Origin of the sequence: Devosia marina (genome assembly GCF_009758415.1) — a bacterium.
GTDB classification, from domain to species: Bacteria; Pseudomonadota; Alphaproteobacteria; order Rhizobiales; family Devosiaceae; genus Devosia; species Devosia marina.
On sequence record NZ_WQRF01000001.1, the window covers coordinates 1,345,307 to 1,359,050 of the forward strand.

Here is a 13,744-nt window from a genome sequence, read left to right on the forward strand (position 1 = left end):
GCACGCACGAAGTGTTCTTCCTGAGCGAACAATCGCCTCAGGCCAGCACAGCGATGTACCGCCGGGTCGCCTCGGCAAATCCCATCAAAAGCGCATCAGCCGTGATTCCATGGCCAATGGACACTTCCGCAACGCCAGGCACCGCCTTCTGGAAGGACGGCAGATTGACCAGTGTCAGGTCATGCCCGGCATTGACCCCGAGACCTGCATCCAGCGCCGCGCCGCAGGTCACCGCCAGCGCCGATAATTGCCGCTCGGCCTCTGCCGCGTCGCCAAAGCAGGCACCATATGGACCGGTGAACAGCTCAACGCGATCCGCCCCGGTGGCTTTTGCCGCGGCAATGCCGGCTTCACCCGCATCCGGATCGCAGAATAGCGAAATGCGGCGATCCGGCCGCTTCAGCCGTTGCACCACTGACCGCAGAAAATTGCCCTTGCCGGCAAAATCCCAACCATGGTCCGACGTCGCCTGCGCCGGATCGTCAGGCACCAGGGTCACCTGCTGCGGGTTCACCTGGTCGATCAACTCGAGGAAATCCTCGCTCGGGTAGCCTTCGATATTGAACTCGGCCCTGGGATAGTCTGCGCGCAGCAGGTCCGCCAAATCCAACACATCCAGGCGCCGGATATGCCGCTCATCCGGACGCGGATGCACGGTAATCCCGCTTGCCCCGGCATCGAGCACCACGCGCGCAATTCCCGTCACGCTCGGCCAGGGCAGATCGCGGCGATTGCGCAATTGCGCGACGGCATTGAGATTAACGGAAAGCAAAGTCATGGCAGGAACCCGATAGAACTGGGCCCTGCCATACACCAGACTGGGCGCCTCGCCCAATCGAACCTTGTGATAAGAGCAATCAGCGTTTCGCTGATTACATCCCCTCCGGACCGCGATTAATCGCGGCTAGGCCCGTGCGGACCACTTCGACCAGCCCAAGCGGCTGCATCAGCGCGATGAAGCTGTCGATCTTGCTCGGCTTGCCGGTCACCTCGAAAACAAAGCTTTCCACCGTCGCATCCACGATCTGGGCGCGGAAAGCATCGGCCAGCCGCAGCGTTTCGGCACGATGGTCACCGGTGCCATTGACCTTGATCAGGGCCAGCTCGCGCTCGAGATAGGCCCCTTCCGCGGTCAGATCATGCACACGGTGCACCGGCACCAGCCGCTCAAGCTGAGCCTTGATCTGCACCAGCACCTTGGGCGTGGCGATCACAACGACAGTAATGCGACTAAGTCGCTTGTCGTGTTCGGTCTCGCTGACGGTCAGGCTTTCGATATTGAAGCCACGCGCCGAGAACAGGCCGACCACCCGCGCGAGAATGCCCGGCTCGTTGTCGACCAGCACGGAAAGGGTATGGCGTTCTGAGAGCTGGGTTTCCTGGGTCAGGAAATAGGCCGAACCGGTGGGCTGCAAATGTGCGTTCATGTCTTTGTCCTCCGCGGCGGCCTAAACCAGCTGCCGTCCCTTCTCGTCGATGATGTCGCCGATATTGGCCGTATCGGGCAGGATGATCTCGTTGTGCGGCTTGCCCGATGGGATCATGGGCAGGCAGTTCTCGTCCTTCTCGACCAGCACGTCGAACAGCACCGGGCCGTCATAATCGAGCATGGCGGCAATGGCCGCATCGAGCTCGGCCGGCGTATCGCACTTGATGCCCTTGGCCCCATAAGCTTCAGCGAGCTTGACGAAATCGGGCAACGATTCGGAATAGGAATGCGCATAGCGCGAGCCATGCAGCAGATCCTGCCACTGGCGCACCATGCCCATGCGCTCATTGTTGAGAATGAAGATCTTGACCGGCAGGCGATACTGCACCGCCGTCGAGAGCTCCTGCATGGTCATCTGCACCGAGGCTTCGCCGGCAATGTCGATGACCAGCGCGTCGGGGTGGGCCACCTGCACGCCGACTGCCGCCGGCAGGCCATAGCCCATGGTCCCCAGGCCACCAGACGTCATCCAGTGGTTCGGCTGGTCGAAGTGGAAATGCTGGGCTGCCCACATCTGGTGTTGGCCAACCTCAGTGGTGATGAACACCTCCTTGGACTGCTTCCTGGTCGCCTCATAGAGCCGCTGAATGGCCCATTGCGGCTTGATGACCGTGTCGGAGTTCTTGAAGTTGAGCGAACCAACGTCACGCCACTTCTGGATCTGTGTCCACCAGCCGGCAATGGCTTCGGTGCGCGGCGCATTGGTACGGCTGCGCCAGATGCGGATCATCTCCTCCAGCACGCGATTGCAATCCCCGATAATGGGAACATGCACCTGCACCACCTTGTTGATGGAGGCCGGATCAATATCGACATGGATTTTGGTGCTGTTGGGCGAGAACGCATCGATCCGGCCAGTAATGCGGTCATCGAAGCGCGCGCCGATATTGATCATCACGTCGCAATCATGCATCGCCATGTTGGCTTCATAGGTGCCGTGCATGCCCAGCATGCCCATCCATTGCGGATTGGAGGCCGGGAAGGCGCCCAGTCCCATCAGGGTCGAGGTCACGGGGAAACCGGTCAATTCCGCCAGCTCGCGCAAATTTTCCGAGGCTTCCGGGCCCGCATTGATGACGCCGCCGCCGGTATAGAAGATCGGCCGTTCCGCCTTCAGCATCAGATCGATGGCGGTCTCGATCGCCGCCAGGTCACCATCGACCTGCGGACGATAGGACTGGTGCCTCAGCGTCTCGGCCTCGGGCCGGAAATATTCGCCCACGGCGAACTGAATATCCTTGGGAATATCGATGACGACCGGACCCGGGCGCCCCGTGGTGGCGATGAGGAAAGCCTCGTGCAGGATGCGCGGCAAATCCTCGATCGATTTGACCAGGTAATTGTGCTTGGTGCAGGAGCGGGTGATGCCGACCGTGTCACATTCCTGGAAAGCATCGGTGCCGATCAGCGTCGTTGGAACCTGGGCGGTGATACAGACCAGCGGAATGGAATCGAGCAGCGCGTCGGTAAGGCCGGTGACCGCATTGGTCGCGCCCGGACCGGAGGTGACCAGGACCACGCCGGGCTTGCCGGTCGAACGGGCATAGCCCTCCGCCATGTGGGTCGCGCCCTGTTCATGGCGCACCAGGATGTGCTTGACGAAATCCTGCTGGAACATGGCGTCATAGATCGGCAGCGCAGCACCACCGGGATATCCGAAGATGTGCTCCACCCCCTGATCGGTCAGCGCCTGAATCACCATTTCCGCGCCGGTCATCTTCTCGGCCATTGCTCAGCCCTTCCTAACTCTTTCGCCCCTCCCAGCGGGGCCTCTATCTCACCTGCCGCCTGTGTTTCCGCTCTTGAGGAAAAAAGGCAATAAAAAAGGCCCCATTCGGGACCTGTGTTCGGCGCACCAGCTTTCGCGCGGGGTTCTACCCCACGTTGCCGATGCGCCTGCTTACTACGAGAATGAGTGCCCGCACTGGACCGCTCCAAAAATTCTAGACGGCGCATTGATAGAAGCACTGTCACGCCAAAGTCAAGCCGCCATGCACCCATTGCCGCCAGCGAGCCGGGATTCCCGTGCACGGGCGCGTTTCCGGCCCGAATGGGGGCTGGCAGCACGCCATTGAGATGTTAAGGCGGAGCCAACACGAAAAATGACAGTTCGGTGACATGGGCAAAAGCGCGCTCGACAAGGATCTGCAGCGGTTTTCGGGCCTCGAGAAAGCGACCCATAATCTGAGCCGCTCGCTGGCCGCACCCGGCATTGCGCTGGTCTTCCTGCTGCTGGTGGGCGCCTGGGCCGCTTTCGTCATGGGCCAGGGTCCGGGCACCTATGTCGTAGTCATCGCCGCGCTGATCGCCGGCTACATGGCTCTCAATGTCGGCGCCAACGACGTGGCCAACAACATGGGCCCGGCCGTGGGGTCCAAGGCGCTGACCATGGTTGGTGCCTTGATTATCGCCGGTATTTTCGAGGCGGCGGGCGCCTTGCTGGCTGGCGGTGACGTGGTCAACACCGTTGCGCGCGACCTGCTGATCTCCCCAGAAATGGAAAGCCGCACCTTCATCATGGTGATGATGGCCGCCCTTCTGGCCTCCGCGCTCTGGGTCAACCTGGCCACTTTTGTTGGTGCCCCAGTCTCCACCACGCATGCTGTCGTCGGCGGTGTTGTCGGCTCGGGCATCGCCTCGGCCGGCTTTGCCATCGTCAATTGGCCCACCATTGCGGCCGTGGCAGCAAGCTGGGTCATTTCTCCGGTCATGGGGGGCATGATCGCGGCTGTGTTTCTGGTCATCATCCGCATGACCATCACCACGCGGCTCGACAAGATCACCTCGGCGCGCGTCTGGGTCCCGATATTCGTTGCCGTCATGACCGGCATTTTCACGATGTATCTGGCCACCAAGGGGCTGAGCCGCATCTGGAAGCCCGGCTGGGGCATCCCGATCGCGCTCGGCATTGCCTTTGGCGCGCTGGGCTGGGTTGCCGCCATGCCCTGGGTCCGCCACCAGTCGCGTCACATGGAGAACCGCAAGAAGCACGTGGCCGCGCTTTTCCGCCTGCCGCTGATCGTCTCTGCCGCGCTGCTTTCCTTTGCCCACGGCGCCAATGACGTGGCCAATGCCATCGGCCCATTTGCCGCTATTGTCACCGCCATTCAGACCGGTCACGGCGAAGTCTCGGGCATCACCCTGCCCCTTTGGGTCCTGGCCATCGGCGCCCTCGGCATCTCGCTGGGGCTGGCCCTGTTCGGCCCCCGCCTCATCCGCACGGTGGGCGAGCAGATCACCAAGCTTAATGAAATCCGCGCCTTTTGCGCCGCGCTTTCAGCGGCTGTTACCGTGTTGATCGCATCGGCATTGGGTATGCCTGTGTCATCCACCCACATTGCTGTCGGCGCGGTGTTCGGCGTCGGTTTTGTGCGCGAATATATCTCGCGCCGCGACTTGCAGGGCACGGCCGTGCCGATCAATGCCCGCTTCGTCGACCCCAGCCAGCTCAATGCCACACCTGAAGAGGCCCTGGCCAATGCCCGTCGCATTGAAACTCGCATGCTGGTGCGGCGCCAGCATGTCTATTCCATCGCGGCGGCGTGGGTGATTACCGTCCCCGCCTCGGCGCTGGTCTCGGCATCGCTCTATTTCGGGCTGAGCCTGCTGATCCCCTAAAGCACTGCCCTTCGTCCGTCAGGACTGGCCCCCACTAGCTCGAAATCACCCGGTTGTGCAGCGCCAGAGCCAGGCGCCCCAATGTCTGGTCTGCCAACAGGCGCCGCGCCTCGGACAATGTCGCCCAGTGGCGCATGCGCTGTCCCTTTTCCTTGTAGTCGTCGAACTGCTGCGTTACCCGCAGCGGATAGAGATCGACGTCGACCAGCCCGACATTATCCCCGCCGGCGCCGGTCCGGTAGGTACCGATGATTTCGCTGGAAATCTCCCCGGTGACTCCCGCCTCCTCCTGCGCCTCAACCGCGGCGCTCTCCCAGGGCGTCATGTCGGGTTCGATGGCGCCCTTGGGAAAGATCCACTTGCCGCTGCGGCGCGATGTGATCAGCAAAAACGCCATGCGGCCTTCAATGATCGCATAGGGCATGGCGCCGGATTGGCGTAGGCTCGATGCGGTTTCGACCCGCGGGCTCCAATGTTTCAGTATTTCGCGCATATCGTTCAACGGCACATTCGACTCGTCACTTTCCCTAGGCGGACAGATCGTGCACACGATTGCAAGCAAAAGGGGCCCAACGGGCCCCTTCCATTCCGGTTCTTCACCGTTTCCTTGGGGAACGGCAAAGACCGGTCAATAATCTGCGTCTCGTGCTTAGCTCAGCAGGGTCAGTTCGGTGGCCGAGACCTTGCCGTCGCGGCCGGTCTGCAGCTCGAAGCTCACCTTGTCGCCTTCATAAAGGCCCTGCAGGCCCGAACGCTGCACGGCGGAAATGTGGACGAATGCGTCCTTTTCGCCGTTGTCGGGCGAGATGAAGCCGTAGCCCTTGGTGGTATTGAAGAATTTCACGGTCCCGGTGATGGCGGCCATGTCTTGGTCCTCTAGGTCTGTTGTGCCGCAGTGTGCGGCGGAAGGGTTTGTCCGGGAGTGTGCAACTTTTCCGGACTTACGGTTCACGAGATCAGGAGGTAGCCAAGTTTCCGGCAAGCCGGTCGTTCAGTTAGCGCAAGACAAGTGGCACGTATGCCAAAATTATCGCTGTTTTTGTTGACTTTTTCAAGACCGCCCGGCGCGCTCAATCGATTGTCCGCACGTGTTCAAAACAACACCCGGTCGGGGGGCCAACCGGGTGTCTGGCGCCTGGGGGCGCTTGGCCGCAGGGGGCGCTGCGGCTTGGCTATGCTGCGCGTTATCCGCGCGGGCAGGTATCGATATAGCGGGTGCCGTCACGGCGCTCGTAAACACAGCGGTCGCGGCTCGTCCCGTAATAACCAAGAAGCTCGCCAGCAGCAGCACCGGCCACGGCGCCGATACCGGCACCAACAGCTGTGCCGACAACATTGCCGCCAGTTGCGGTGGCTCCGACGATGCCGCCACCAATGGCACCCACGGTCGCACCCTGCTGGGTGGTGGTGCAGGCGGCCAGGGACAGGCAGGTTGCGGCGATAATCAGGATCTTGTGCATTAATTCCTCCAACGAAACACTTGCACGAAGCAATGCACGGCTCCGTGAATGGTTCCGGCAGGGTTTTAATCTTTCTTAACTCAATCCCGGCCCTTGCCCACCAAACCGGCCAGAGCCAGTCCTGCCCAGCCCAGCATCATCAGGCCGCCGCCCAGCGGTGCGGCCCCGCCAAACACCCCCTGCCCGGCAAATTCGCGCATCGCCAGGTCGCCGCCGAACAGCAGCGTGCCGCCTGCCAACACCAGTCCGGCACCCAACAGAACGCGTCCCTGCCCGAACAGCCCAAGCGCCACCAGCACTGGCGCATGGGCCAGAAACATCGCCGCCAGGGCGCTAAGGTTCCGGCTCTCGCCATGCGAGGCGGCAGCCGCTGCGGCAACGCCAAGTGCGCCCATCAGGCCGGCAAGCACCAGCAAATGTCTCGGCACCAATCTGGCCATCTCATGCTCCAGACATCGGTCGCGCTTTCGCACGGAACCGGATTGGACTACAGCATGGGCTGCGAGTGAGAGACATGACAATGAGCGACAACGTCGCGGCGGCCCGTGCGGCGCCACAGAACCCCATGGCCAAATCCGGCTGGGGCACGGAGTTGCGTGCCACCTTTGCCCTGGCCTGGCCCCTGGTCATCGCCCAGGTCGCCCAGAATGCCCTGCAGGCCACCGATGTCCTGATGATGGGCTGGCTTGGACCGGAAGCGCTTGCCGCTGGCACTTTGGCGAGTAGCTTTCTGATGCCCCTGTTCCTGTTCGGCGTCGGCGCGGTTAGTGCCGTTGCACCACTAACGGCTCAGGCGCGCGGCCGACGCGATATCAAGGCCATTCGCCGCGTCGTCCGCCAGGGATTCTGGGCCGCTATTGCCTTGGCGCTGCTGCTCACACCGATCCTGTTGCAGATCCGCACCGTCTATGGCTGGCTCGGCCAGGACCCGGTCCTGGCCGAAAGGGCCGAAGAATACATCCAGATCGCTGTTCTGATGCTGGTGCCCGCCATGGGCGTCATCGTCCTGCGCTCCTTCCTCTCCACCTTCGATTCCACGCGCATCATTCTGGTCATCACCCTGGGCGGTGTCATCGTCAACGCCATCACCAACTACCTGCTGATGTTCGGCAATTTCGGCCTGCCGCGGCTGGAACTGCGTGGCGCTGCCATCGCCACGGTCCTGACCAACCTGTTCATGCTCGGCGCCATGCTGACCTATGTGCTGCGCCACCGCCGCTTCAAGCGCTTCAACATACTTATCCGCTTCTGGAAGCCCGATTGGCCCCGCTTCCGCGAGATCTTCCGCATCGGCACGCCCATTGGCCTGACTGTGCTGGCCGAAGTTGGCCTGTTCGCCGCCGCCGCCATTTTGATGGGCCGTCTGGGCACCGACGAGCTGGCCGCCCACGCTGTGGCGCTGCAATGCGCCTCGCTGGCCTTCATGGTTCCGCTGGGGCTCGGGATCGCCGCCACGGTGCGCGTCGGTGTCGCCTATGGCCGCAAGGACACCGAAGGCATCCGCAAGGCGGGCTGGATGAGCTTTCTGCTCGGCACCGGCTTCATGGCTATCTCTGCCCTTGCCTTCATCCTGTTCGGCCCGGTCATAGTCGCCCTTTTCCTCGACCCTGCCCTGCCGCAGAACCAGAATGCATTGATGTTCGCTGCAACCTATCTCGCCATCGCCGGACTGTTTCAGATCGTCGACGGCGCCCAGGTGGTCGCCGCCCATGCCCTGCGCGGCCTGAGCGACACCAAAGTGCCCATGTTGATGGCCATTTTCGGCTATTGGCTGGTTGGCCTGCCCGTCGCCTGGCTGTTGGGATATGTGCTCGACATGCGTGGCGTGGGCATCTGGCTCGGCCTTGCCGCCGGTCTCGCCTTCGTCGCCGTCTTGCTGGTTGGTCGTTTCGCCCTCCGCGAGCGCCTGGGCCTGATGCGCTCCATCAACGCCTAAGGGGCCTTACCCTCCAGGCCCAGACGCGGCCAGTCACCCATGCGGTTGCGGAACCAGGTACGTTGCCGCTTGGCATATTGATGGGTGGCGATGGTGGCCAGCGTGATCGCCTCGCCCTGGCTATGTACACCATCGAGCCAGTCGGAAATCTCGCGCACGCCGATGGCTTTCATCACCGGCAGGCTCGGATCGAGCCTCTGCGCCCGCAACGTCTCAACCTCCTCGACCGCGCCACTGGCGAACATCGCTTCAAAGCGACGTGCAATGCGCTCGCGCAGTACATCGCGATCGGGTGAAAGCACCATGCGCTCGACCGACCATCCCTCCAGCAGGCCCGGTTGCTGATCGTCCTGGAAACTCGACAGTGCGCGTCCCGTCGCGCGCTTGACCGCAATGGCCCGCGTCACCCGCTGCGGATCGGCCACCTTCAGGCGCCGGGCGGTCACCGGGTCTTCCGCTTCCAGCAGGGCCATCCGCTGCGGTTCTTCAAGCGCTTGAATCTCTTGTTGAACTTCAAAGGTCAGCGTGGAAGAGATTTCCGGCACCTCAGCGAATCCATTTGTCAGCGCTTCAAAGTAAAGCCCTGTCCCACCGACAAAAATCAGTTCGCGCGCCGGTTCGACCGCATCCAGGATCAGCTTCGCCGCCCGGACCCATTGCCCGGTCGAAAACCGCTCCGCGGCCGGCACAATGCCGTAAAGGCGATGCTCTGCCTCTGCTTCATCCGCGACGCTCGGGCGGGCCGTCACGATCCGCAGCGTATCGTAAACCTGCATGGCATCGGCATTGATGATGACGCCACCGCCTGCGCGCGCGCGCTCCAGCGCCAGCGCCGACTTGCCGCTGGCAGTCGGACCCGCTATCAGCACAGCGCGCCTTTGGCTCATCATAGAACTCTCCCGAAAGTTATGCCCGCCATGCCGGTTCTTTCTCTCATCGCCAATCCCGCCGACCCTGAGTTGAGCGTAACGCTGGCGCAGGCTGTGGTGGCCCAAACCGGCGGAGAACTCAACTGGCTGAACCACGGTGTGGCCTGCGACATTCTCGAGCCCGATGCACCAGATGCTCTGGCGGTCGCCCGCGACATCATCGGCGCCAAGGCCGTCGATGCCAATCTGGTAGCCACCGAAGGCCGCCGCAAGCTTCTGCTGGTTGCCGACATGGACTCCACCATGATCGAGCAGGAATGCATCGACGAATTGGCCGCCGCGCTCGATCTCAAGCCACAGGTTGCGGAAATCACTGATCGCGCCATGCGGGGCGAACTCGACTTCGCCCAGGCGCTGGACACGCGCGTTGCCCTGCTCAAGGGGCTGGAGCGCAAGGTGATCGAGGAGGTGCGCCGCGAAGCCATCACACTGGCGCCCGGCGGCCGCGCCCTGGTGCAGACCATGAAGGCCTATGGCGCCTATACCTCGCTTGTTTCGGGCGGCTTTACCTTCTTTGCCGACTATTTCGCCAAGCGCATCGGCTTCGACGAAGCCATTGCCAATGTGCTCGAATTCGATGGCGACAGGCTCACTGGAACGGTTGCCAAGCCCATTGTCGACAAGAATACCAAGCGCGAGCGCCTGCTGGCTCTGGCCGGTGCACACAATCTCGACCTCGCTCGCACCATGGCGGTCGGCGATGGCGCCAATGACCTCGACATGATCGGGGTGGCCGGTTTTGGCGTGGCACTGCACGCCAAGCCAGCGGTTGCCGAAGCGGCCGGCATCCGCATCGACCATGGCGACCTTACCGCCCTGCTCTACCTGCAGGGCTATTACGACGACGAATTCGTCCGCTAGTTGACCGCTCTAACAACGAAGGCCGGCGCAGTTTCCTGCGCCGGCCTTTTGTTGACGTGCCCTGGGCCTACTGGCTGGCCGGCACTTCGGTCGGGGTTGCACCCTCGACCGATGGCGGAGTCTCCTCAGCCGGAGGCGGGGCCTCTGTGCCCACGGTTGGCTGCAGTTCAGAACCATCGTCCAGCGTCATGGTCGGCGCCACGGTTTCTTCGATGCCCAGGCCATCCAGTGCCGGCTCATTCGAGCTGGTGCTGGGGGTTTGAGGCGCCGATCGCTGCGGCAGCGGCGTTGCAAAGCTTGTGCTGGCCGCCGGGATTTCGCCGTCCGAACCGAAGTAGCGGAAAAAGGCGCTATCAGGCGAGAGGACCATGGTGGTGCCGGTATTGGCCAGCGCCGTCCGGTAGGATTCCATCGAGCGATAAAACTCGAAGAATTCCGCGTCCTGCCCGTAAGCCGAGGCAAAAATGCGGTTCCGTTCCGCATCGCCCGTACCACGGATGATTTCAGCATCGCGTGTCGCTGCAGCGACGATTTCCACCGCCTGACGTTCGGCAATGGCGCGCAGGCTCTGCGCCTGTTCCTGACCACGGGCACGCAGCAGCGCGGCCTCAGCCAGACGTTCGGCACGCATGCGCTCATAAGTCCGTTCGGACACTTCATCCGCAAGATCCGTGCGCAGGATGCGCACATCGACGATCTCGATGCCCAGTGCAGCCATTTCAGGCCGCATCAGATCGCGCGCTTCGGTCATCATCTGCGGACGCTGCTCGGACAGAGCGGCATTGAACTCACGCAGACCATAGACCTGACGCAAGGCAGCATCGAAACGCGTCGCGATACGATCCTGGGCGACCGACAGCTGACCAAGCGCCCGCTGGCGGAACAGCACCGGATCCACGATCTTGTAGGTCAGGAAAGCGTCCACCTCGTAGAACGCGCCGCCCGAGACCTGCACGGTCATGTCGGCGATATCCTGGCGCAGCAGACGATCTTCAATGATCTGTACGCTATCCACAATATCGGTCGGAATCTTGAAATAAAGACCCGGTTCGGTGCGGACATCGGTGATCTGGCCGAACCTCAGAACGATGGCCTGCTCACGCTCATTGACCACATAGATCGATGAGAACAGCACATAGAGGGCCCCCACCAGGACGGCGCCGATGATAAAGAGACGATTGCTCATGGCTTACTCCCCCGAACCGGTGTTTGCGTTGGCGCGGGAGCGCAGTTCAGGCAACGGCAGGTAAGGCACGACGCCTGAGCCGCCGGCACCGTTCTCGACCAGAACCTTCTCCGAGGCACCCAGAACCTGTTCCATGGTTTCCAGGAACAGACGCTTGCGAGTCACTTCGGGTGCGTTGACATATTCGGCATAAACCGCGTTGAAACGCTCAGCCTCACCGGTCGCTTCCTGCACCACGCGGTTGGAGTAAGCAGCCGCTTCTTCGCGCAGCGCTGCGGCCTGACCGCGTGCGTCACCCAGGAGGGTGTTGGCGTAGGATCGGGCTTCTTCCTGCAAACGGTCTTCGTCCTGTTCGGCGCGCTGCACTTCGTTAAAGGCATCGGCCACTTCGGCGGGCGGCGCAGCATTCTCGATCGAGATCTGCTGTACTGAAACACCCATCCCGTAGGAGTCGAGAATGTCCTGGGTAATTTGCTGCACCTCGATCGCGATACCGGCGCGGTCGTCACGGAAAATATCCTGTGCCGGACGGCGGCCGACAATTTCGCGCATCGCGCTTTCGGCAGCGTTGCGCACCATTTCTTCCGGATCGCGGACATTGATCACATAGTCGACCGGATTGCCGACTGACCAAAGCACGGCAAAGCGGACATCGACGATGTTCTGGTCGCCAGAAAGCATCAACCCGTCATCGGCATTGCCGCGGGAACCTGAGCCCGTCGCCGTACCGATTGTGGTCTGGTTCTGCGAGGTGTTCACCTTCTCAACCGTTTCAATCGGCCAGAGATGGAAATGCAGACCAGCAGTGGATAAATCCTGCTTGGGCGCACCCAGGCGGAATTCAACACCGACTTCGGCTTCTTCGACGGTATAGACCGAATTGACCACCCAGAAGGCACCCAAGAGCAGCACACCACCGACCAGCAGCCAGCGGCCACCCGGCAATCCACCGCCAAACTGAGCGCGTCCGCGGTTCAGAATGTCTTCGAGATTGGGAGTATTGTTACCCGGACGGCGTGGCCCGCCCCCGCCTCCCCCAGGCGCCTGGCCCCACGGTCCGCCACTATTGCGGCCGCCTCCGCCACCATTATTCTCCCAAGGCATCGCATTCCTTTCGGTGTCTTCGAGAAATCATTGCTGCCATATATAGGCAAGGTGCCCGCCCGATCAATGCGCGCCCCCCTGAATGCGTTCGTAAACTCTTATTGCATAGGTGGCGGGATCGCGCTCGGACCGGGGCATGTCCGGTTCATCGACAACCCGCCATTCGTCCGCGTCAATGGGCGGAAAATGCACATCCCCGTCCGGCGCGAGATCGACATGGCTGATATAGAGCCGGTCCGCCAGCGGCAGCGCCTGCGCGTATATGTCGCCACCACCGATCACCATGATTTCATTCTGGTCGCTGGCCTCGGCCAGTCGCCGCGCGGCGGCCAGGGCCTCCTGCAGGCTGTGGCGCACCAGCACACCCTCGGGTCGATAATCATGCTGCCGCGTCACCACGATATGCGGTCGCCCCGGCAGTGGCTTGGAGAAAGTTTCGAACTGCTTGCGGCCCATGACCATGGGCTTGCCCATCGTGGTCTGCTTGAACCAGGCGAAGTCCGATGGAATGCGCCAGGGCATGGACTGATCGGCACCAATCACATTGTTGCGCGCCACGGCAGCGATGAGGGAAATGAGAACGCTCATAGCTGACCCAGCTTGGAGAGCGCTTCTCCATCCACTCGCACCTTGGTCCACTCGTCCTGCATCACGCCCCCCTGGCTCTTGTAGAATGCAATGGAGGGTTCATTCCAGTCGAGCACCCACCACTCGAACCGCCCCAGCTCCTCTTTTACGCAGCGTTGCGCGAGGTGGACCAGCAAGGCCTTGCCGATTCCCTGTCCGCGCAGTTCCGGATCGACGTAAATATCCTCAAGCCAGATGCCGTGCCGGCCCTGAAAGGTCGAATAGGTATAGAACCAGAGCGCAAAGCCGACCGGCTCGCCCTCCCATTCGGCGATCTCGCAGAACACCTTGGGTTCGGCTCCGAACAGGTCGCGCGCAAGATCGGCCTCGCTGGCCTGCACTTCGTGTTCGAGCTTCTCATAGACGGCCAGCGCGCGGATGAATTCGACGATCTGGCCGGCGTCCGCTGGGACGGCGGGGCGGATAGTGAGCTTGGTCAAGTCCTTGATAACACGCCCCGCAAGGCGGGGGCCTCCATTGATTGCAATTACGACGACATCCGTTGGCACGGATGAGACTCGGGCCTGGCGATGT

15 protein-coding genes are annotated in these 13,744 nt (G+C 62.1%); 3 read left to right on the forward strand and 12 right to left on the reverse strand.

What is annotated here, in order from left to right; translation table 11 throughout:
- Window positions 1–37: 37 nt before the first annotated feature.
- The 3 genes from GO014_RS06530 to GO014_RS06540 form a co-directional block, all read right to left on the reverse strand.
- Entirely contained in the window at window positions 38–778 is a 741-nt protein-coding gene (locus GO014_RS06530; protein ID WP_157289556.1) for a pyridoxine 5'-phosphate synthase, read from the reverse strand.
- 94 nt (window positions 779–872) lie between these two features.
- Window positions 873–1,427, reverse strand: coding sequence for an acetolactate synthase small subunit (ilvN, locus tag GO014_RS06535; RefSeq protein WP_104893882.1), 555 nt, complete (start codon window positions 1,425–1,427; stop codon window positions 873–875).
- Window positions 1,428–1,448: 21 nt separating this feature from the next.
- On the reverse strand, window positions 1,449–3,218 hold the full coding sequence (locus tag GO014_RS06540; RefSeq protein WP_157289557.1) for an acetolactate synthase 3 large subunit: 1,770 nt from the start codon (window positions 3,216–3,218) through the stop codon (window positions 1,449–1,451).
- 389 nt (window positions 3,219–3,607) lie between these two features.
- Between GO014_RS06540 and GO014_RS06545 the strand changes: the two genes are divergently transcribed.
- Window positions 3,608–5,107 carry an inorganic phosphate transporter gene (locus tag GO014_RS06545; RefSeq protein ID WP_157289558.1) on the forward strand — a complete coding sequence of 500 codons (1,500 nt, stop codon included), beginning with the start codon at window positions 3,608–3,610 and terminating at the stop codon, window positions 5,105–5,107.
- Between the two features lie 34 nt (window positions 5,108–5,141).
- Here GO014_RS06545 and GO014_RS06550 read toward each other — a convergent pair whose 3' ends face one another.
- The 4 genes from GO014_RS06550 to GO014_RS06565 form a co-directional block, all read right to left on the reverse strand.
- Window positions 5,142–5,615, reverse strand: coding sequence for an NUDIX domain-containing protein (locus GO014_RS06550; RefSeq protein ID WP_157289559.1), 474 nt, complete (start codon window positions 5,613–5,615; stop codon window positions 5,142–5,144).
- A gap of 141 nt (window positions 5,616–5,756) precedes the next feature.
- Window positions 5,757–5,972: a cold-shock protein gene (locus tag GO014_RS06555; RefSeq protein WP_035087182.1), complete on the reverse strand. Its 216-nt coding sequence runs from the start codon at window positions 5,970–5,972 to the stop codon at window positions 5,757–5,759.
- A 319-nt stretch (window positions 5,973–6,291) separates the two neighbouring features.
- Complete coding sequence (locus GO014_RS06560; protein WP_116588308.1) at window positions 6,292–6,567, reverse strand: hypothetical protein; 276 nt, start codon at window positions 6,565–6,567, stop codon at window positions 6,292–6,294.
- 80 nt (window positions 6,568–6,647) lie between these two features.
- Window positions 6,648–7,007, reverse strand: coding sequence for a DUF423 domain-containing protein (locus GO014_RS06565; protein ID WP_157289560.1), 360 nt, complete (start codon window positions 7,005–7,007; stop codon window positions 6,648–6,650).
- A gap of 80 nt (window positions 7,008–7,087) precedes the next feature.
- Here GO014_RS06565 and GO014_RS06570 point away from each other — a divergent pair, with 80 nt between their 5' ends.
- Window positions 7,088–8,503 carry an MATE family efflux transporter gene (locus GO014_RS06570; RefSeq protein ID WP_246204387.1) on the forward strand — a complete coding sequence of 472 codons (1,416 nt, stop codon included), beginning with the start codon at window positions 7,088–7,090 and terminating at the stop codon, window positions 8,501–8,503.
- Here GO014_RS06570 and miaA read toward each other — a convergent pair.
- Window positions 8,500–9,390 carry a tRNA (adenosine(37)-N6)-dimethylallyltransferase MiaA gene (miaA, locus tag GO014_RS06575; protein ID WP_157289838.1) on the reverse strand — a complete coding sequence of 297 codons (891 nt, stop codon included), beginning with the start codon at window positions 9,388–9,390 and terminating at the stop codon, window positions 8,500–8,502. The genes GO014_RS06570 and miaA overlap by 4 nt on opposite strands.
- Before the next feature lie 30 nt (window positions 9,391–9,420).
- Between miaA and serB the strand changes: the two genes are divergently transcribed.
- Window positions 9,421–10,293 carry a phosphoserine phosphatase SerB gene (serB, locus tag GO014_RS06580; protein ID WP_157289561.1) on the forward strand — a complete coding sequence of 291 codons (873 nt, stop codon included), beginning with the start codon at window positions 9,421–9,423 and terminating at the stop codon, window positions 10,291–10,293.
- Between the two features lie 67 nt (window positions 10,294–10,360).
- Here serB and hflC read toward each other — a convergent pair whose 3' ends face one another.
- The 4 genes from hflC to GO014_RS06600 all read right to left on the reverse strand — a co-directional run bounded on the left by hflC (window position 10,361) and on the right by GO014_RS06600 (window position 13,650).
- Window positions 10,361–11,479, reverse strand: a complete 1,119-nt coding sequence (gene hflC / locus GO014_RS06585) for a protease modulator HflC (protein ID WP_157289562.1) — start codon at window positions 11,477–11,479, stop codon at window positions 10,361–10,363.
- A 3-nt stretch (window positions 11,480–11,482) separates the two neighbouring features.
- Complete coding sequence (gene hflK / locus GO014_RS06590) at window positions 11,483–12,583, reverse strand: FtsH protease activity modulator HflK (protein WP_157289563.1); 1,101 nt, start codon at window positions 12,581–12,583, stop codon at window positions 11,483–11,485.
- Between the two features lie 63 nt (window positions 12,584–12,646).
- Complete coding sequence (locus tag GO014_RS06595; RefSeq protein ID WP_157289564.1) at window positions 12,647–13,171, reverse strand: dihydrofolate reductase; 525 nt, start codon at window positions 13,169–13,171, stop codon at window positions 12,647–12,649.
- Window positions 13,168–13,650, reverse strand: coding sequence for a GNAT family N-acetyltransferase (locus GO014_RS06600; RefSeq protein ID WP_157289565.1), 483 nt, complete (start codon window positions 13,648–13,650; stop codon window positions 13,168–13,170). The genes GO014_RS06595 and GO014_RS06600 overlap by 4 nt, the downstream gene beginning before the upstream one ends.
- Between the last annotated feature and the right edge of the window lie 94 nt (window positions 13,651–13,744).

Coding starts and splice junctions, on each gene's coding strand:
- GO014_RS06595 (WP_157289564.1), bottom strand. CDS start 13,171: ATGAGCGTTCTCATTTCCCTCATCGCTGCCGTGGCGCGCAACAATGTG.
- GO014_RS06530 (WP_157289556.1), bottom strand. CDS start 778: ATGACTTTGCTTTCCGTTAATCTCAATGCCGTCGCGCAATTGCGCAAT.
- GO014_RS06565 (WP_157289560.1), bottom strand. CDS start 7,007: ATGGCCAGATTGGTGCCGAGACATTTGCTGGTGCTTGCCGGCCTGATG.
- GO014_RS06540 (WP_157289557.1), bottom strand. CDS start 3,218: ATGGCCGAGAAGATGACCGGCGCGGAAATGGTGATTCAGGCGCTGACC.
- GO014_RS06560 (WP_116588308.1), bottom strand. CDS start 6,567: ATGCACAAGATCCTGATTATCGCCGCAACCTGCCTGTCCCTGGCCGCC.
- hflK (WP_157289563.1), bottom strand. CDS start 12,583: ATGCCTTGGGAGAATAATGGTGGCGGAGGCGGCCGCAATAGTGGCGGA.
- ilvN (WP_104893882.1), bottom strand. CDS start 1,427: ATGAACGCACATTTGCAGCCCACCGGTTCGGCCTATTTCCTGACCCAG.
- GO014_RS06555 (WP_035087182.1), bottom strand. CDS start 5,972: ATGGCCGCCATCACCGGGACCGTGAAATTCTTCAATACCACCAAGGGC.
- hflC (WP_157289562.1), bottom strand. CDS start 11,479: ATGAGCAATCGTCTCTTTATCATCGGCGCCGTCCTGGTGGGGGCCCTC.
- GO014_RS06545 (WP_157289558.1), top strand. CDS start 3,608: ATGGGCAAAAGCGCGCTCGACAAGGATCTGCAGCGGTTTTCGGGCCTC.
- GO014_RS06570 (WP_246204387.1), top strand. CDS start 7,088: ATGAGCGACAACGTCGCGGCGGCCCGTGCGGCGCCACAGAACCCCATG.
- serB (WP_157289561.1), top strand. CDS start 9,421: ATGCCGGTTCTTTCTCTCATCGCCAATCCCGCCGACCCTGAGTTGAGC.
- miaA (WP_157289838.1), bottom strand. CDS start 9,390: ATGAGCCAAAGGCGCGCTGTGCTGATAGCGGGTCCGACTGCCAGCGGC.